The following is a 17,904-nucleotide window of genomic DNA, read 5'->3' on the forward strand; positions in this document are numbered from 1 at the left end:
GGCCTCCCGGCTCCCCCGCAGGGGAGAGGACAGCCGGCTACCCCGCGCGCCCACAGCACGCCCGGTCTTCGATGGAAGCTCGGAGTCTTGCCGTGCATAGTCTCTCCATGGGGACAGGGCGGCAGGCAATGCATTGTGGCGCAAATCTCAATTTCCGCTTTCCGCGCGCGTCTCGTGCTCGTAGAGCTGGTCCATGCTGAGCGATGCGACGTCCGCGAGGGCGGACTGGCCCTTAACGCGCCCGGAGCCGAGCACGACGACGTCATCGCAGAACGAGATCGTGCTCCTGTGATGGCTGATCACGATCGTCGTGCGCCTGCCGGCCCTCGATCTCAGCGTCTCTACGATCGCCGCCTCCGACAGACCGTCGACTGCGTTCGTCGCCTCGTCGAGGATCAGAATCGCCGGATCGCGCACCAGCGCTCTGGCGAGCGCGATGCGCTGGCGTTGCCCGGCCGAGAGGCTTGCCCCCCGGTAGCCGACGACGGTTTCATAGCCCTGCGGTAGCTGTTCTATGAAGCCGTGCGCCTCGGCCAGCTTCGCGGCGCGTTCCGCTTCCGCAGGCGTAGCGCTTTGACCATAAGTGATGTTTTCAAGGACGGTGCCGTCCACCAGTTCGAGGTCCTGACTGGCGACGGCGATCTGGCGACGCCACTGGACGGGATCAATCTCGCCGAGCGGCACGCCATCGACGAGGATGCGGCCTTCATCAGGCTCGACGAAGCGGCAAAGGAGATTGACGATCGTCGTCTTTCCTGCCCCGGAACGGCCGATGATTGCGGTCGAGCGGCCGCTGCGGATTTCGAAGGTCGCAGAACGCAGCACCAGCGGGCGCACCTCGGAACCGGGATACCGGAAGGTCACCCGGTCGAATTTCATGCCCTGGTATAAACCGTCGACAGGTGCGTCGCCCTTGGGGGGCATCGGCTTGTCGGAGGAGTCGAGAAGCCATCGCACCTCTTCGAGCGACCCGCTCCAGCCCAGAATCTGGCTCCAGGACATCTGCAGGGCGCGCATATGCGGCTGCAGCCGATATAGCAGCACGACGAAGGCTACGATTACCGGAAAGCTGACTCCGACGGACCAGGCGCTCACGACCACGGCCAGAAACAGCGCCGAGTGCAGCACTTCGGTCAGCGGCGGCAGCGCGCCCTGGCGCGACTGGAGCACGATACCGGCCCGGCGAACGGCGTCTGATGCGGAATCGAACGCCTTCTTCTCGCGCAGCTCCTGGCCAAATGCACGGATCAGCCTTCCGGCGTGAACGAGATGCAGCATCCTGGCGGCAAGCTCGCTGTTGAAGGACGTCACATGGCGGCTCGGCCCCTTGAGCGTTGCCGAAAGGGCCGCGTGGGCAAGCTGGACGAGAACGAGGCCGAGCGCCACGAAGAGCGTCATCTGCCAGGACATGAGCAAGAGAAAAGCGAGCAGGATGACGGCCGCCGAACCGTGCACGATAGCCGAGAGGATCGTCTGGATCGCGTCGGAGGCCCGCCAGGACTCGTTGGAGATGATGTTGAGCAGCCGGCCGGGATTTTGCTGCATGAAGAACGGGTATCCTATCCGCAAGAGTTGATCTGCGAGCGCGCTGCGGATGGCGTGACTGGCCTTGCCGTAGATGAAGGTCGTGAGCAGCGTGTTTGCAAAGGCGAGGATGTTCTTGAGCGCGATCAGCGCAAGGACGGCGCCGGCAATCGCCAGCAGCCGCTCGCGGTCGCCCAGACTCTCTCCTATCCCTTGAAAGTAAGCGGAGATACCGCTCAAGCCGGCGGCCTGGCCGTCCCCGGCGATGATGCCAAGCATGGGTATGATGAGGCCGATGCCGGCGCCTTCGAGCGCAGCGCTGGCAAGGCCGAGAATGACGACGGCCGGCAGCAGGCGCATTTGCCGCCCCAGCGCACCGCGCAGGACCTCAAGGCCTGGCAATAGGAATCTGCGCATGTACGGTCCTCACCTGAGCTTCGACGCTGCTTGTTCGGCCTGACGCCGTTCGGTCCGCGGCGCCAGGCTTGTCATGGCAAGCCGCGCGAAGCGCGCGGCGCCGACGATATTCATCGAAACGATCGGCCAATGCGACAATTGCAGTTTAGGATCGAAACGGGCCCCGCCGAAAGCTTCGCCGCACGCCGATCTGACGGTCCAGCCGAAATGTTTGAGAAGCCACGGCGCACCGAGGAGGTGCTTAAGACAGAGTCCGCCATTTCCAAGGCTGTAGTTGCGATGAAGCTCTTCGATCGCCGCACGAAGACGGCGGCCGTGATGATGGTGGACGATCATGTCCGGCACGTATTCGACAGGAATGCCGAGCTGGAACGCACGCACCAGGTAGTCCGTGTCCTCGGCGGCTTTCAACGGCGCTCCGGCGCCGAATCGCTCGTCGAAGAGACCAATGCGTGCCGCCACCTCGCGATGCATTGTCATGTTGCAACCAAGCACGAAGCCACCGGGATGGACATCGGGGGTCAGGCGTGCCGCGACCTTCGACCGCTTTATAGTGAACGGCAGGTCGGCGGGGTCGCCCAGTTCGACGCGTCCCCCGCGGATCACGCGCTGTTCGCCGTTGGCGTAATGCCGTTCGAGGTCGGCGAGATAATTCCTGTCCACCTCGCAGTCGTCGTCGATGAAAACGAGGACCCGGCCGCGCGCACGCGCCATCCCGGCATTGCGTGCAACGGCGAGGCCCGAGCGAGGCTCGGCGACCAGCGTGATCGGCATTTTCGAACACGACGCTATGCGGGCGAGTTCGTCCGCAGTGCCGTCCGTGGAGCCGTTGTCAACGACGACGAGTTCGCTCCCAACCCCAGCATGGGCACAGCATGCGGTTTCAATCGACCGGATCGAGGCACCAAGCGTCCGGATGCGGTTGCGCGTGCAGACGATGAAGCTGGCGAACGGCTCCGCACCGTCGGCCGGTACGCTTGGGCGTTCTTGCGTTGTTGCGGACTGTTCGAACTCCATTTCAGTTTGAGCCATATTCAGGCAGAACGGTCGCAGCGGGCACCGATTGCAGGCGGCGCGCGAGCCGATCCAGCCGCTTGCTCGCAGCGAGCGAAACGAGACTGCACCAAGGTGCGCGGGCCGCCGCAAGCAGCCCGTACCGCTCACGGCGGCGAATCAGGCCCCATTTTCCCGTCCGAGTCAGGAACTCATGGGTCAGCCGCGGCTGTTCCTCGTCGGCGATGAGCTGGTAGAGGAAATAGAAGAAGCAAAGGGCGCCTTCCTCATAGGCATGGCGTACCTCCGCCGGCAGCGCCGAAATCTTGCGCTCGAGCTCGAGTATCCAGTCGGCCGAACGTGCCACCGTCTCGCTCGTTACCGTGGCCCCGATCGCCTGCAGCACACCGGAATCCGCGACAAGCGCCTCCCGTGCCAGGTTTTGGGCGACGATAGTCAAATGAGTGCGGCGCATCTGCCGCTTGTGCTTGCTGGTGACGCTGTCCTCATGGATGCGATAGGCGACCAGGGCCTCATCGAGCATGTGAACTGGAAACCGATCCGCGATCCGCCTGAAGAGATCGAAATCTTCCGCATGCACATAATTCGGATCGTAGCGGAGCATCTCTTCCGGGATGACTTGCCGGTTATAGACCACGGTCGAATGCATGAAGATCGTGAAGAACAGCGACAAGATCCTCAGACTTCCCGTCTGATAGACGGGATTTGGTTTGCCGCGCAGGACGCGGTTGCCGATCAGCATGTCGATGCCGGTGCCGCATAGGGCGAGCCGAGGCTCCTTCGCAAACAGCGCGACCTGCCGCGACAAACGCGACGGATAGGCGATGTCGTCGGCGTCCATCCGCGCGACAAGCTCGCCGTTCGCGAGCGCGAGGCCTTCATTCAGGGTCGATATGAGACCGCGGTTCTCGCGGGAAATGATGGACAGGCGAGCGTCGGCCTTGCGGTAGCGCTCGAGAATGTCCCGTGACCGATCCGTCGATCCATCGTCGATCGCGATCACTTCCAGACGTTCGTGTTCCTGGCGCAACAGGCTCTCGATAGCTGCAGCAACATATGGCTCGGCATTGTAGACAGGCAGGACGACGGAGACGAGGGGCGTCGGCATGTTCGGCTCGTGTGCTTATCGAAGATTCTGGGGCTGCAGGGCTTCGTCGCGCCTGGTACCGGGAACTGCAATTGCCGCCCCTGCTCCGCCGTCTGGACGAACATAAGGAAAGTGGCGCTTCAGTCCGTTCAGGGGCCTCTCGAAGAGCAGCCAGGATGCCGAGGCAAGAAGCAAGGTCAGAGCGCCGGCGACGACGAACCGCCCTGCCCCCTGACTCGAGACATTCACCGGGATCAAAGGCTGCGCTTGAACAACCAGAGCCAGCACGACGGCGTGGAAAAGGTAGACGCCGTAGCTGATGCGGCCGAGCGCCGCCAACGGCGAAAGCGCGATAAGCCGCCCGGCAGGCCCGCCGATCCCCTTCGAACAGCTGCCGACCAGCACGGCGAGCGGCAAGAGTGGGAAAACCTCCAAACCTATCCAGGCAAGCCACGCGATGACGGGCGTCATCGGAACCGGCTTCACCCACAGGACGAGTGCGGCAAGCGAAAGCGGAAGCCAGCTCAGTCTCGCCCATCGCGGCCAAGCCGCGCGCCAGGATGGGCGGGCGGCGAGCAGCGCACCTGCGGCCAGCGCATCCATCGATGCCGGCGGCAGGAGATCGCGCGCGATCGAAGGCGTACCGGTGAGCGGCCAGTAAAAGCGGTAGGCAAGCGAGCAAACGATAACGCCGAGGCAAACCCCGGCGACCGACCGGCGCGGCACGAGCAATACGATCAGTGGCCAGACGAGGTAGAATTGCTCCTCGATGCTCAGGCTCCACGTGTGACAGAGAACCCACGGCGCCCATTCGTTCTGCAGTGCGTACCAGAAGTTCGAGAGATAGAGGGCGTGCCACGCCAGGACTTCCCTGGAGCGGACCATATCCAGAAAAAAAACGGCGGCGAGCACGGCAAAGTAGGGAGGGAAGATGCGCAGTGCCCGGCGCGCATAGAACGACCTGAGCGCCGTCACCGGCTCGAAACGAGCGGCATCGCGCGCGTCGAGCAGCAGCCGCGTTATCAGGAAGCCGCTCAATATGAAAAAGAGCCTTACGCCGAGATGACCCCAAGGGGATCCATCGGCTGCGAAGAAATGCGCGTAGAGCACCATTGTGACCGCTACGGCTCTCAGACCGTCCAGTTGCTGGTCGCGCGCCATCTGCATCAACACTCCCTCCGCATTCAGCCTTTGCGGAACTTCTCCCGTAAGCTCATGGAACAGGTGCATCCTTTGCAATCAGGTTCGCTAAGCGCTCGCCAGCGGCAGCTGGCGGACGGGTGGGCTAAAGAACAGTTCGAGGCTGAATGGGGGAATCGGGCCAAACTTTGTCCCACACTTCATCAACACAGCCCGCCTGGTCCCAAGACGTCGGGAGTGTGGCTCGCCCGCAATATCATACCGCAAGGGCGTTGAGCCGTGTCACACGGGGGCAGCTTCATTGATCGGGTGCAGATCGTTGATCGATTCCGATAGCTGGCGGCGGGATGCGCAGAAGACCGCATACTTTCCTCATCCCGCTTAGCCGTGAGTGCCGGTGCTTCCCGTCAAAACGTCGGGGGCGTATTGATCCACAACAACACGGTTTCGCCGTCATGCCTGTTCGACCAGGCATGACGGCGCCGGCTCTCGAAATAGAGGGAGTCGCCCGGATGAAGGTCGTAGAACTGATCCGAATCCAGTACGAACTCCACATGCCCGGAGAGAACATACACGAATTCCTCCCCCTCATGCCGGTAGGCGCCCTCGCTCGACGCGCCTGGCGCCAGAACGAAGCGATGGCAATCCATCTGGTTCCTGCCTTCGGCAAGCAGCTGCACCGTCACCCCCGGTGCCGTGCGCGGCCAGTTGCGCCATTCGCCGGCCCGGACGAGCGCCCGCGCTCCTGTCTCCTCTTCGCCGGAGAGGCTCGATACGGTGGTTCCGAAATATTCCGCCAGATTGTGCAGAACGGCGATGGAGACACCCTGCGACGTCCGCTCCAGAGTTGAAAGCACGGATGCGGCGATGCCGATGTCACCGGCCACCTGTTCCAGCGTCTTGCCCGCGGCATGCCTCAGACTGCGCAGCTTCCGCCCGACCTGCAGGTCGCCATTGTCGTCGGTCGGCGTGGCGGAGCCATTTTCGTCTTCTGTGAAGGCGCTTTCAGCCTCCAGAGCCTCCCTGATCGCTGCGGGGTTGAGGCCGCGTTCGGAGCGGAACCAGGAAATGCGCTTCAGCCGGGCGAGATCGGCATCGGTATATTGTCTATGCCCCGTCACCGAACGCTCCGGCACGACGAGGCCTTGCGTTTCCCATAGCCTGAGCGTCGAGGCCGACACGCCCGCTAGCCTTGCCGCCTCGGCAACCTTGTAGCGAATGCCGCCAATACCGCCCATCAATTCATATCCTTATCACCGTGCCGGATCCGTGCAGCCGCCGCGCTGGCGCTATCTAGCCGCGAGCGCGGCGGCGGCTGCACAAGAAGCGCCCATCAATACGGGTGTTGCCTCGATCAGCAAATTTGATTTGCAATCCATCGTGAAAAATGTACCTCTTCCTGAGAAAAGTTGCAGAAAAAATGCAATATATTCCCTCTCGACCAGGACGACAACGATGACGAGCCTCACAGATCGCAAGAATGCAGCCATCTCCCGCGGTGTCGGAATGACCACGCAGGTCTATGCCGATCGGGCGGAAAATGCCGAGATCTGGGACAAGGAAGGCAACCGCTACATCGACTTTGCCGCCGGCATCGCCGTGGTCAATACAGGCCACCGCCACCCGAAGGTGATCGCAGCCGTCAAGGCGCAGCTCGACCGCTTCACCCATACCTGCCACCAGGTGGTACCCTATGAGAACTACGTGCATCTGGCAGAGCGCCTGAACGCGATCGTTCCCGGCGACTTCGCGAAGAAGACCATCTTCGTCACCACCGGTGCGGAGGCCGTCGAAAACGCCGTCAAGATCGCGCGCGCAGCGACAGGCCGCCAGGCGGTCGTCGCCTTCGGCGGCGGATTCCACGGACGCACCTTCATGGGCATGGCCCTGACGGGGAAGGTCGTTCCGTACAAGGTCGGCTTCGGCGCAATGCCGGCAGATGTCTTCCACGCCCCCTTCCCGATCGAGCTTCACGGCGTGACCGTCGAGCAGTCGCTTGCGGCGCTGAAGAAGCTCTTCGCGGCCGATGTCGATCCGGCCCGTGTCGCGGCGATCATCATCGAGCCGGTTCAGGGCGAAGGCGGCTTCTATCCGGTCCCGACCGCCTTCATGAAGGCGCTTCGCGAGATCTGCGACCAGCACGGTATCCTGCTGATTGCCGACGAGGTGCAGACCGGCTTTGCCCGCACCGGCAAGCTCTTCGCCATGGAACATCACGGTGTCGCGCCGGACCTGACGACGATGGCGAAGAGCCTCGCCGGCGGCTTCCCGCTTGCCGCCGTCACCGGCCGAGCCGAGATCATGGACGCACCCGGGCCGGGCGGCCTCGGCGGCACCTATGGCGGTAATCCGCTCGGCATCGCCGCCGCGCATGCCGTCCTCGACGTGATTGCCGAGGAGAACCTGTGCGAGCGGGCGAACCAGCTCGGCAGCCGGCTGAAGCAGCGCCTTGCAGCGATCCGCGAGAAGGTGCCGGAGATCGTCGACATCCGTGGACCCGGCTTCATGAATGCCGTCGAATTCAACGACGTGAAGACCAACCTGCCGAGCGCCGAGTTCGCCAACAGGGTCCGCCTCCTTGCCCTCGACAAGGGGCTCATCCTGCTGACCTGCGGCGTCCATGGCAACGTCATCCGCTTCCTGGCGCCGATCACGATCCAGGACGAGGTCTTCGCAGAAGCCCTCGACATTATCGAGGTATCGATCCTCGAAGCACGCGGTTGACGGCTGCCGGGCCGGCCGCTATCGCGGTCGCCCATGCCGGGGCGCATGATCCACGCCCTCACAAGGAATAGAAGCGATACCTGCGGTCGCCGCAGGGATCGCGGGAGGACGTCCGATGGCCCTGATGCCCGCACTCACCAGACACATCCGAACAGCGGAGCTCTTCGCCTCGCTCGGCAGCGTCACCCGGCCCTCCGAAGAATGGGCCGGCCCCACCTTCGATGTTTCCAACCCATCGACCGGCGAACTGCTCGCGACGCTTCCGGACATGGGAATCGATGACGCACGCGCGGCCATCGACGCGGCCGCCTTCGCCCAGCCTCTTTGGGCCGGCAAGCCGGCCAAGGATCGCAGCATCATCCTGCGTCGCTGGCATGACCTGATCGTCGAGCATGCCGACGACCTCGCCGCGATCCTGACCGCCGAAATGGGCAAGCCCGTCGGCGAGGCAAAGGGAGAAGTCCTGCACGCCGCTTCCTACGTCGAGTGGTACGCGGAGGAAGCCAAGCGCGTCTACGGCGAGACCTTCCCGGCACCCGCCAACGATCGGCGTATGCTCGTGATCAAGCAGCCGGTCGGCGTGGTCGGCACGATCACGCCCTGGAATTTCCCGGCCTCGATGGTCGCCCGCAAGATTTCCCCTGCGCTTGCCGCCGGCTGCACGATCGTCCTGAAGCCCGCCGAACAGACGCCGCTGGTAGCCGGCGCCATGTTTGTGCTTGCCGAGAGGGCGGGCTTCCCCGAAGGCGTGCTCAACCTTCTCTACGCCTCCGAAGGCGCCCCGATCGGGCGCGAACTCTGCAGCAATCCCAAGGTCCGAAAGATCAGCTTCACCGGATCGACGGAGGTCGGAAGGCTCCTGATGCGGCAATGCTCCGACCAGATCAAGAAGGTAAGCCTCGAGCTCGGCGGCAACGCCCCCTTCATCGTCTTCGACGACGCCGATATCGACGAGGCGGTGGACGGCGCGGTCCAGGCGAAATTCCGCAATGCCGGCCAGACCTGCGTTTCGGCGAACCGCATCTATGTGCAATCCGCGGTGCATGACGCGTTTGCCGACAAGTTCGTCGCGCGCGTGCGCGAACTCACGGTCGGTGACGGTTTCGCTCCCGACGTCGCCATCGGTCCGATGATCGACGCCCACGCGATCGACAAGATCGAGGCGCATGTAGCCGACGCCGTCGCCAAGGGAGCGCAGGTGCGCTCGGGCGGCAGCCGGATCGGAACGACCGGCACCTTCTTCGAACCGACCGTGCTTACCGGCATCGCGCACGACATGCGCATCGCGCAGGAAGAGACTTTCGGGCCGATCGCCCCGATCATCCGCTTCGAGACGGCCGAGCAGGTGGTGGCCGAGGCGAACGACACGATCTACGGCCTCGCGGCCTATTTTTACGCCGAGAACCTGAAACGGGTCTGGCATGTCGCCGAGGCTCTGGAATACGGCATGGTCGGCATCAATACGGGCCGGATGTCTTCGGAAGCCGCTCCCTTCGGCGGCATCAAGCAATCGGGCATCGGCCGGGAAGGCTCCCGCCACGGTCTCGAGGACTATCTCGAGATGAAGTATCTCTGCATGGGGAATATCTGATCGAGGCCAGCCGGCCATCTCCCCCGCAATGGGAGAGTACATGCAGATTCCCATCTGAGGAATCAGGTTTCGGCCGGCTTCTTCAAGAAGCACGGATAACTGCAAGCGTGTGGCGGGCGATCATCAATTCCTCGTCGGTGGGCATGACGTGGAGCGCGACGCGGCTGCCTCCCTTCGAGATGATCGAGGCGCCTGCATCGTTTGCCGCCGGATCGAGCTCCGCACCGAGCCAGGCGAGACCTTCGGAAATACGGGCCCGGATCGGCGCGGAGCGTTCGCCGATCCCCGCGGTAAAGACGAAAGCATCAAGGCCCCCCAAGGCTGCGGCCAGCATGCCGGCGTTGAGCGCGCAGCGATGCACGAAATGGTCGATTGCAAAGGTGGCGCGCGGATCGCCGCTCTCCAGAAGGTCGCGCATGTCGTTCGACATCCCGGAGAGACCTTTCAGTCCGGACCGATGGTAGAGGAGGTCAGAAACGTCTTGGGCGCTCATACCCCGCTGCGTGAGCAGGTAGAGGACGACGCCAGGATCAAGCTGGCCGGGCCGCGTGCCCATGGGCAGCCCGTCAAGCGCCGTGAAGCCCATCGTCGTTTCGACGCTGCGGCCATCCTTCAGCGCGCACATCGACGCGCCACTGCCCAGATGAGCGACGATTACCCGGCCGCGGGCGACCTCCGGCGCCACCTCGCATAACCGCCCGGCGATGTATTCGTAGGAAATCCCATGAAAGCCATAGCGCCGCACGCCCTCATCATAGAAGGCGCGCGGCAGGGCGTAGCAGTCTGTATGCTCGACGCGCCCCCGGTGGAAGGACGTGTCGAAGCAGGCAACCTGCGGCACGTCCGGCTCGATCGCCATGGCAAGGCGGATCGGCGCAAGATTGTTGGGCTGGTGCAACGGCGCGAGATCCTGATAGCTCGCAAGCCGATCGAGCACCGGCGCGTCGATCAGCACCGGCCGGACATAGTCCGGACCGCCATGCACGACCCGGTGGCCGATCGCCCGGAGTTCGAAACCGCGAAGCGTCGACAGCCAATCGCGTGCGATTGAAAGGGCCGCCGGAAGATCTTGAACGGCGGCCGTATCGAAGCGCCGATCGATGAGCTGCGTGCCGTCGGCTGTCGTCGCCGTCAGACGTGGCCGGGTTCCGACGCCTTCCAACCTGGCACGAATCTGCCGCTCGGGCCCCGCCGCGGCGATGCCGAAGATCTGGAACTTGAGACTGGACGAGCCGGCATTGACGACGAGCAGCGCTTCCATGGGTCGGATCGCTACCTCTGCCACTCGCCGCGCAAAGCCGATGCTGCCGTGATGAATGGCATGGCAAAGCCTCTCGCTCACTCCCCGTTGCGGTCACCCGGGAGCTTCGCACCGAAGCTCGGCCGCCGCAAGACGGCCCTTGAAATTCAAGCCGCGGCTTGCCAATTGGGAGCAAACATCAAGGAGGTCCGAAAACGCGATGAGTGAAGTCGAAACGTCCGTAGAGAAACATGTCTTCGAAGCCGATGTGGCGAAGCTGCTGCACCTGATGGTGCACTCGGTCTATTCCGACAAGAACGTCTTTCTCCGCGAGCTGATTTCGAACGCGGCCGACGCCTGCGAGAAGCTGCGTTACGAAGCGATCGTCGCCCCGGAACTGCTTGGCAGCGATCCCGCTTCGCGCATCACGCTGACGCTCGACGAGGAGAATGCCCGCCTCGTGATCGAGGACAACGGCATCGGCATGAGTCGCGACGAACTCGTCGAGTCGCTCGGTACGATTGCGCGCTCCGGCACGCGCGCCTTCATGGAGCGAATCGAAGCGGCGCAGAACAAGGACGGGGCCCAGCTCATCGGCCAGTTCGGCGTCGGCTTCTATTCGGCCTTCATGGTGGCCGACAACGTCGATGTCGTTTCCCGCCGTGCCGGCACCGACAAGGCATGGCACTGGGCGTCCGACGGCAAGGGAAGCTACACGGTTTCGGCGGTCAGCCTTGCCGACGCGCCGGCGCGGGGCACGCGCATCACGCTGCATCTGATGGATGACGCCAAGACCTTCACCTCCCGCTGGACGGTCGAGCGCATCGTCAAGGAGCAATCCGGCCACGTCCCGGTCCCGATCTCGATCGTCGAAAAGCCTGGAGCAGAACCGGCACAGGTCGCAGACGGCACAGCGCTCTGGACAAAGCAGAAAAGCGAGATCAGCAAGGACGATTATACCGATTTCTATCGCGGCGTGGCCGGGCAATATGACGAGCCGGCACTGACGGTCCATTTCCGCGCCGAGGGACGCCACGAATATACGGCGCTTGCCTTCGTGCCCGGCTCGAAGCCCTTTGATCTCTTCGACCCCGATCGCAAGGGCCGGATGAAGCTCTACGTCAAGCGCGTCTTCATCACCGACGAGGCGGAACTGCTTCCTCGTTACCTGCGCTTCGTGCGCGGCCTTATCGACACGGCCGACCTGCCGCTCAACGTCTCGCGCGAGATGATTCAGGAAAGTCCTCTTCTCGCGAGCATCCGCAAGGGGCTGACGAACCGGGTCCTGACCAGCATCGAAAAGCTCGCGGAAAGCGATCCCGACGCCTTCGCCAAAGTCTGGGAAAACTTCGGCAGCGTCATCAAGGAAGGCATCTACGAGGATTTCGAGCGGCGCGGACAGCTGCTTGCGCTGTCGCGGTTCCGCACGACTGCCGACGACGAGAAACCGCGCTCCTTAAGCGATTACGTCAGGGAGATGAAGGAAGGCCAGTCGGCGATCTACTACCTGACCGGGGACAACCTCGCCCAGTTGAAGGCCTCGCCCCAGCTCGAAGGTTTTCGCGCCCGCGGAATCGAGGTGCTGCTCCTGACGTGTCCTGTCGACAGCTTCTGGGTTACGACCGCTCCCGACTTCGAAGGAAAGCCGTTCAAATCGATCACGCAAGGTGCGGCAGATCTCGCCGGCATCGCCAAGAAGGACGATGCGGACGCCGCTTCCCCGGAAGCAGGCACCGCAGTCACCGACTTCGTGAGCTTCGCCAAGGAGACGCTCGGCGAGGCTGTTTCAGACGTGCGGACCTCCGACCGGCTGACGGAGAGCGCCGTCTGCCTGGTGGCGCCCGAACAGGGACCGGATCGGCAGCTCCAGAAGATGCTGCAGGGCGCCGGGCGTATCGAAAGCGCGCCAAAGCCCGTCCTCGAGATCAATCCCGGTCATCAGCTGATCGCCGCGCTTGCCACCTGCCCCCGGGAGGACACAGCCTTCCGTGAAGACGCGGTCAAGCTCCTCCTCGACCAGGCACGCGTCCTCGACGGCGACAAGCCCGAAGACCCGCGCGCCTTCGCAGAAAGGCTGTCGCGCGTGTTCGATCGGGCTTTGAAGGGATGAGGCATTAACGTTTCGATGTTTCAATGAAGTCGTGAAACGCTCTTGGAGAAAAGCCCCTCATCCGGCCTGCCGGCCACCTTCTCCCCGCAAGCGGGGCGAAGGAGACTCGCGGCGGCCTCGCACTCGTCCCCTCGCCCCGCTTGCGGGGAGAGGGTTAGGGTGAGGGGCATATATTCAGGGCTCAAATTCACTTACCCACTCGTCGGCAGATCCATCCCGAGTTCGGCGAGCACCTCCTCCGTATGCTCTCCAAGCCGAGGAACGCCACGCTCCAGGGCGAGCGCCGCGCCTGAAAAGCGGATCGGCGTGCGCACGCCCGGAGACGTCCCGGTTGCCGCACCGGTGTGCGGCGTGTCCACTCGCATCTGCCGGTGGACGATCTGCGGATCGGCAAAAACGTCGGCGACGGTGTTGATCGGGCCGCCGGGAACGCCTGACGCTTCCAGCTTCTCGAGCAGCGCGTCCCTCTCGTACTTCGCCGTTTCCGCCGCGAGATCAGGCGTCAGGCTGTCGCGGTGCTGCACGCGGTCGGCATTGGTGCGGTAACGCGCATCCGCCGCGAGATCCGGCCGCCCGAGGAGTTCGCAGAACTTCACGAATTGGCGGTCGTTTCCCACCGCAACGATCAGGTGTCCGTCGGCCGTCGGGAACACCTGGTACGGCGCGATATTCGGATGGGCATTGCCGAGCCGCCGCGGCGCCTTTCCGGAAACGAGGAAATTCAGCGCCTGATTGGCGAGCACGCCGGTCATGCAGTCGAGCAGCGCCATGTCGATCTGTTGGCCCTCGCCCGTGCGCTCCCGTTGCGCCAGCGCCGCCTGCACGGCGATAACGCCATAGAGACCGGTAAAAATGTCGGCAAAGGCGACGCCGATCTTCTGCGGTTCGCGATCCGGCTCGCCCGTCAGGTCCATGATGCCGCTCATGCCCTGGACGATGTAGTCGTAGCCCGCGCGATGAGCATAGGGCCCGTCCTGTCCGAAGCCGGTGACCGAGCAATAGATGAGCCGCGGATTGACTTTCCTCAGGCTTTCATAATCGAGCCCGTATTTGGCGAGCCCGCCGACCTTGAAGTTCTCGAGCAAAACGTCGGATTGCGCAGCGAGCCGGCGCACCGCCTCCTGGCCCTCCTCGGTCGTGAAATCGAGAACGACCGACCTCTTTCCGCGGTTGCAGGCGTGGAAATAGGCCGCATCCAACCTTTCCTTACCCATGCCTTTCACGAAAGGAGGCCCCCAGGTCCGGGTGTCGTCTCCGGCAGGACTCTCGACCTTGACCACATCAGCCCCGAGATCGGCGAGCGTCTGCCCGATCCAGGGACCCGCCAGGATGCGGGCAAGTTCGAGTACGCGGATGCCCTTGAGCGGCGCTTCCATGGCCGCGCTCAGAAAAAGGCCTGCAGCCCGGTCTGGGCGCGGCCGAGGATCAGCGCATGCACGTCGTGGGTGCCCTCATAGGTATTGACCGTTTCCAGGTTCATCATGTGGCGCATGACCTGGTATTCCTCGGAAATGCCGTTGCCGCCATGCATGTCGCGCGCCATTCGGGCAATATCGAGTGCCTTGCCGCAGTTGTTACGCTTGACGATCGAGATCATCTCCGGCGCCATGCGGCCTTCGTCCATCAGCCGTCCGACCCTGAGCGAGCCCTGCAGCCCAAGCGCGATCTCGGTCTGCATGTCGGCGAGTTTTTTCTGGAAAAGCTGCGTCTGTGCGAGCGGCCGGTTGAACTGCTTGCGATCGAGGCCGTATTGCCGCGCGGCATGCCAGCAGAATTCTGCCGCGCCGAGCGCGCCCCAGGAAATGCCGTAGCGGGCGCGGTTGAGGCAGCCGAAGGGGCCTTTAAGTCCCTCGACATTCGGCAGCAGCGCCTCCTCGCCGACCTCGACATTGTCGAGAACGATTTCGCCGGTGATCGAGGCGCGCAGCGAAAGCTTGCCTGCGATCTTCGGTGCGGAAAGGCCCTTCGCGCCTTTCTCCAGCACGAAGCCCCGGATAGCATTGTCATGCGCTTCCGATTTCGCCCAGACGACGAAGACGTCGGCAAGGGGCGCATTGGAGATCCACATTTTCGAGCCGACGAGACGGTAACCGCCCTCAGTCCTGATCGCCCGCGTCTTCATTCCCGCCGGGTCGGAGCCGGCATCCGGCTCGGTCAAACCGAAGCAGCCGATCCACTCGCCGCTGATAAGCTTGGGAAGGTATTTCCGCCTCTGCTCCTCCGAACCGTAGGCGAAGATCGGATAGATGACGAGCGACGATTGCACGCTCATCATGGATCGATAGCCGGAATCGACGCGCTCCACCTCGCGTGCGACAAGACCGTAGGCGACGTAGGACGCGCCGACACCGCCATATTCGTCGGAAACGGTGACGCCGAGAAGGCCGAGATCGCCCATCTCGCGGAAGATCGCCGGATCGGTCGTCTCTTCGCGGTAAGCCTCGATCACGCGCGGCTGCAGCTTTTCCTGGGCATAGGCTCGCGCCGTGTCACGGATCATCCGCTCGTCTTCGCTCAGTTGATCCTCGAGCAGAAACGGATCGTCCCACTGGAATTGGCTTTTGCCGGCCATGTCTATCTCCCGTCGCATTGTCGCGCCTCGTGTTATGACAAGCCGGGTCAAGGCTTTCAAACGAAATTGAGACACCGGCTCATGCGCCCGCTGCATGAATAGTCCGATGGGGACCTGGCGAATGGACTTGTTATCCCGGCCATTCTTCTGATTATGCATGAAGTCCCTCGTCTCTCCTTGCGAACATGACCAGCAACCGCCTCGAACGTTTCGCCCACAATCTCGACTGGAACCTCCTGCGCACCTTCGTCGTGGTCGTCGAGGAAGGCAGCATCACGGCGGCCGCAAACCGACTGCTCCTGCAGCAGCCGGCCGTCAGCATGGCGCTCAAACGGCTGGAGCAGACGATCGGCCAGAAGCTGATCGACCGCCGTCCGGGACGCTTCGACTTGACCGAAGCGGGCGAGAAACTGCACCTCCAGTGCCGCGACATCTTCGCCGCCGTCATTCGGCTGCCGCATGTTCTGGAAACGGCGGGTGAGGAAATTACCGGCCATCTCAACATCCATGCGGTGAGCCACGCCCACAATCCCGCCTGGGATCGAAAGCTCGGCAGCTTCTTTCGCATGCATCCGAAGGTCACGCTGTCCATAACGGTTGCGACGACCGCCGACGTCCTGAGCGCCGTCGAGCGCAACATAGCGACGATGGGCCTTTGCGACGGAATCATACCGGAGGGCTTGAACAAGAGCTTTCACATACGCGAACGCTATGCTCTCTATTGCGGCCGCGGCCATCGGCTCTTCGGCGTCGAGGGCGTCGATTTCCACGATCTGCGCGGCGACCCCTATATCGCCTTCATAGCCGATGTGCTTGGCGGACAGCATATGAATTCCGTAACCGCGGTCCGCGCCGTCGGCTCCTTCGGCCAGCAGGTTCGGGGCGTTTCCTGCAATGTCGAGGAGGTGATGCGGCTGATCTCCGCCGATGTCGGCATAGGAATGCTGCCCGACCATATCGCCCGCCCGGCCGTCGCGGCGGGGGAGTTATGGCAATTGCCGCCTTATCGCGACCTGCCGACGACGGACGTATTCCGCATCTCCAATCCGAACTCCATACTCAACGTGGCCGAAGCCGCTTTCCTCGCCCATGTCGCAGACACCGAAGCGCTGGATCACTGTCTCGACCATCAGCAGGATTGATAGTCGCATTAATCACTATAAATTTGAACAGCACCCTCACCCTCCCTATGGTCCCGGCGGGAAGCAGCGGGAGCGGGCACATGCGACACTACGACGTTGTGATTATCGGGGGTGGCATCGCCGGCCTGTCGCTAGCCTATTTCCTCAGTCCGCATCGTTCCGTCGCAGTCCTCGAGCGGGAAGAGGCACTCGGCTATCATAGCACCGGCCGCTCGGCCGCAGAATTCGTGCTCAGATACAACGCACCGGAGATCTGCGCACTTGCGACGATATCGAAGGACTTCTTCGACAGGCCGCCGGAAGGCTTCAGCGACGTGGCGCTGTTAAGGCGGCGCGGCGGCGTGATGATCGCCGGCGCCGGGAAGCTCGCGCGATTTGAGAAGCTGCTTGCCGAAGAACGTGAATTCACGCCGGAGATCGAGCGGCTCACCAGGGACGAGGCGCTTGCCCGCGTTCCAATCCTCAGGGCCGATTATGTCGCAGCCGCTTTCCACGACCCGAATTTCTGGGACATCGAGGTCGAGAACCTGCTCCAGGGCTATGTCAAAGGCGCCCGCCGCAACGGCTGCGACATTCTCGAGCGCCACGAAATCCTGGCCGCTCGGCATGGTGTATCGGGCTGGCTGCTGCGCACGGCTGCCGGTGAGATAGGGGCCAAAGTCGTCGTCAATGCTGCCGGAGCCTGGGCGGACGCCGTCGCCGCATTCTTCGGCGTAGAGCCGGCCGGCATCGTGCCGCATCGCCGCACCGCCATCACCGTCGACTTGCCGGCGGGAATCGATGCGCCAAGCCTTCCGGAAATCAACGAAATAGATGAAGACTTTTACATGAAGCCCGAGGGAGGAAGGTTGCTCGCCTCGCCTGCCGATGCGACGCCGTGCGAAGCATCGGACGTTCAGCCGGAGGAGATCGATGTCGCCTGGGCCGCACACTATGTCGAGGAGGCGACGACGATCCCGGTAAAAAGGATCGTCAAAAGCTGGGCGGGCCTGCGCAGCTTTTCCCCCGACCGGCTGCCCGTCATCGGTTTTGCGCAAGGGCGCCAAGATTTTTTCTGGCTGGCCGGCCAGGGCGGCTATGGGATCCTCACCTCGCCTGCGCTGGGCGCACTGGCAGCAACCCTTCTGAGCGACACCGCGCCGCCGGAAGGCTTTGGTGCCGAAGGGCTCGATCCCGGCATTTTCGATCCCCGTCGCCTCCAAAGCTAGGCGGTCCCGATCGCCAACGCCTGTCCGGGATCAAAACCGCCCGAGGCTCAGAAACCGCACCTGTGCACTGTAACAGAACCTACACGAAACTGACACTGCGCCTTCATGAAGCGCGGATATGGCAGGGTCATACCG

Annotated in this window: 13 protein-coding genes; 5 read left to right on the forward strand and 8 right to left on the reverse strand. The window is 63.2% G+C overall.

The features are described 5' to 3' along the window. Positions 1-147 precede the first annotated feature (147 nt). The 5 genes from SINAR_RS0103255 to SINAR_RS0103275 form a co-directional block, all read right to left on the reverse strand. Complete coding sequence (locus SINAR_RS0103255; protein ID WP_027997720.1) at positions 148-1,941, reverse strand: ABC transporter ATP-binding protein; 1,794 nt, start codon at positions 1,939-1,941, stop codon at positions 148-150. Between the two features lie 9 nt (positions 1,942-1,950). Next, positions 1,951-2,958 (reverse strand): glycosyltransferase family 2 protein, encoded by a 1,008-nt coding sequence (locus tag SINAR_RS0103260; RefSeq protein WP_033056968.1) that lies wholly within the window; start codon positions 2,956-2,958, stop codon positions 1,951-1,953. 1 nt (position 2,959) lies between these two features. Further along, complete coding sequence (locus tag SINAR_RS0103265; protein WP_027997722.1) at positions 2,960-4,063, reverse strand: glycosyltransferase family 2 protein; 1,104 nt, start codon at positions 4,061-4,063, stop codon at positions 2,960-2,962. Between the two features lie 15 nt (positions 4,064-4,078). After that, the gene (locus SINAR_RS0103270; RefSeq protein WP_027997723.1) at positions 4,079-5,209 is read right to left on the reverse strand and encodes an acyltransferase family protein; all 1,131 of its coding nucleotides are present in this window, start codon (positions 5,207-5,209) and stop codon (positions 4,079-4,081) included. Positions 5,210-5,589: 380 nt separating this feature from the next. Continuing rightward, positions 5,590-6,420 (reverse strand): MerR family transcriptional regulator, encoded by an 831-nt coding sequence (locus SINAR_RS0103275; protein ID WP_027997724.1) that lies wholly within the window; start codon positions 6,418-6,420, stop codon positions 5,590-5,592. Positions 6,421-6,637: 217 nt separating this feature from the next. Here SINAR_RS0103275 and SINAR_RS0103280 point away from each other — a divergent pair, with 217 nt between their 5' ends. Together SINAR_RS0103280 and SINAR_RS0103285 are read left to right on the forward strand one after the other, a co-directional pair. Then, complete coding sequence (locus tag SINAR_RS0103280; protein WP_027997725.1) at positions 6,638-7,906, forward strand: 4-aminobutyrate--2-oxoglutarate transaminase; 1,269 nt, start codon at positions 6,638-6,640, stop codon at positions 7,904-7,906. A gap of 115 nt (positions 7,907-8,021) precedes the next feature. After that, the gene (locus SINAR_RS0103285; protein ID WP_027997726.1) at positions 8,022-9,497 is read left to right on the forward strand and encodes an NAD-dependent succinate-semialdehyde dehydrogenase; all 1,476 of its coding nucleotides are present in this window, start codon (positions 8,022-8,024) and stop codon (positions 9,495-9,497) included. A gap of 82 nt (positions 9,498-9,579) precedes the next feature. Here SINAR_RS0103285 and SINAR_RS0103290 read toward each other — a convergent pair whose 3' ends face one another. Further along, positions 9,580-10,758 (reverse strand): acetate/propionate family kinase, encoded by a 1,179-nt coding sequence (locus tag SINAR_RS0103290; RefSeq protein WP_027997727.1) that lies wholly within the window; start codon positions 10,756-10,758, stop codon positions 9,580-9,582. Positions 10,759-10,957: 199 nt separating this feature from the next. Here SINAR_RS0103290 and htpG point away from each other — a divergent pair, with 199 nt between their 5' ends. Next, the gene (gene htpG / locus SINAR_RS0103295) at positions 10,958-12,847 is read left to right on the forward strand and encodes a molecular chaperone HtpG (RefSeq protein WP_027997728.1); all 1,890 of its coding nucleotides are present in this window, start codon (positions 10,958-10,960) and stop codon (positions 12,845-12,847) included. Positions 12,848-13,038: 191 nt separating this feature from the next. Here htpG and SINAR_RS0103300 read toward each other — a convergent pair whose 3' ends face one another. Beyond that, a complete protein-coding gene (locus SINAR_RS0103300) occupies positions 13,039-14,223 on the reverse strand; it encodes a CaiB/BaiF CoA transferase family protein (protein ID WP_027997729.1) in 1,185 nt (394 codons plus the stop codon). 8 nt (positions 14,224-14,231) lie between these two features. Beyond that, positions 14,232-15,419, reverse strand: a complete 1,188-nt coding sequence (locus SINAR_RS0103305; protein WP_027997730.1) for an acyl-CoA dehydrogenase — start codon at positions 15,417-15,419, stop codon at positions 14,232-14,234. A gap of 185 nt (positions 15,420-15,604) precedes the next feature. Here SINAR_RS0103305 and SINAR_RS0103310 point away from each other — a divergent pair, with 185 nt between their 5' ends. Next, positions 15,605-16,561: a LysR family transcriptional regulator gene (locus tag SINAR_RS0103310; protein WP_027997731.1), complete on the forward strand. Its 957-nt coding sequence runs from the start codon at positions 15,605-15,607 to the stop codon at positions 16,559-16,561. A gap of 80 nt (positions 16,562-16,641) precedes the next feature. Then, positions 16,642-17,769 (forward strand): NAD(P)/FAD-dependent oxidoreductase, encoded by a 1,128-nt coding sequence (locus tag SINAR_RS0103315; RefSeq protein WP_027997732.1) that lies wholly within the window; start codon positions 16,642-16,644, stop codon positions 17,767-17,769. The last annotated feature ends 135 nt before the right edge of the window (positions 17,770-17,904 follow it).

Origin of the sequence: Sinorhizobium arboris LMG 14919, assembly GCF_000427465.1 — a bacterium.
GTDB lineage: Bacteria > Pseudomonadota > Alphaproteobacteria > Rhizobiales > Rhizobiaceae > Sinorhizobium > Sinorhizobium arboris.

Bases quoted from the DNA above. Each gene is read 5' to 3' on its own strand.
- SINAR_RS0103255 (WP_027997720.1), bottom strand. From the start codon at position 1,941: ATGCGCAGATTCCTATTGCCAGGCCTTGAGGTCCTGCGCGGTGCGCTG.
- SINAR_RS0103260 (WP_033056968.1), bottom strand. From the start codon at position 2,958: ATGGAGTTCGAACAGTCCGCAACAACGCAAGAACGCCCAAGCGTACCG.
- SINAR_RS0103265 (WP_027997722.1), bottom strand. From the start codon at position 4,063: ATGCCGACGCCCCTCGTCTCCGTCGTCCTGCCTGTCTACAATGCCGAG.
- SINAR_RS0103270 (WP_027997723.1), bottom strand. From the start codon at position 5,209: ATGCAGATGGCGCGCGACCAGCAACTGGACGGTCTGAGAGCCGTAGCG.
- SINAR_RS0103275 (WP_027997724.1), bottom strand. From the start codon at position 6,420: ATGGGCGGTATTGGCGGCATTCGCTACAAGGTTGCCGAGGCGGCAAGG.
- SINAR_RS0103280 (WP_027997725.1), top strand. From the start codon at position 6,638: ATGACGAGCCTCACAGATCGCAAGAATGCAGCCATCTCCCGCGGTGTC.
- SINAR_RS0103285 (WP_027997726.1), top strand. From the start codon at position 8,022: ATGGCCCTGATGCCCGCACTCACCAGACACATCCGAACAGCGGAGCTC.
- SINAR_RS0103290 (WP_027997727.1), bottom strand. From the start codon at position 10,758: ATGGAAGCGCTGCTCGTCGTCAATGCCGGCTCGTCCAGTCTCAAGTTC.
- htpG (WP_027997728.1), top strand. From the start codon at position 10,958: ATGAGTGAAGTCGAAACGTCCGTAGAGAAACATGTCTTCGAAGCCGAT.
- SINAR_RS0103300 (WP_027997729.1), bottom strand. From the start codon at position 14,223: ATGGAAGCGCCGCTCAAGGGCATCCGCGTACTCGAACTTGCCCGCATC.
- SINAR_RS0103305 (WP_027997730.1), bottom strand. From the start codon at position 15,419: ATGGCCGGCAAAAGCCAATTCCAGTGGGACGATCCGTTTCTGCTCGAG.
- SINAR_RS0103310 (WP_027997731.1), top strand. From the start codon at position 15,605: ATGACCAGCAACCGCCTCGAACGTTTCGCCCACAATCTCGACTGGAAC.
- SINAR_RS0103315 (WP_027997732.1), top strand. From the start codon at position 16,642: ATGCGACACTACGACGTTGTGATTATCGGGGGTGGCATCGCCGGCCTG.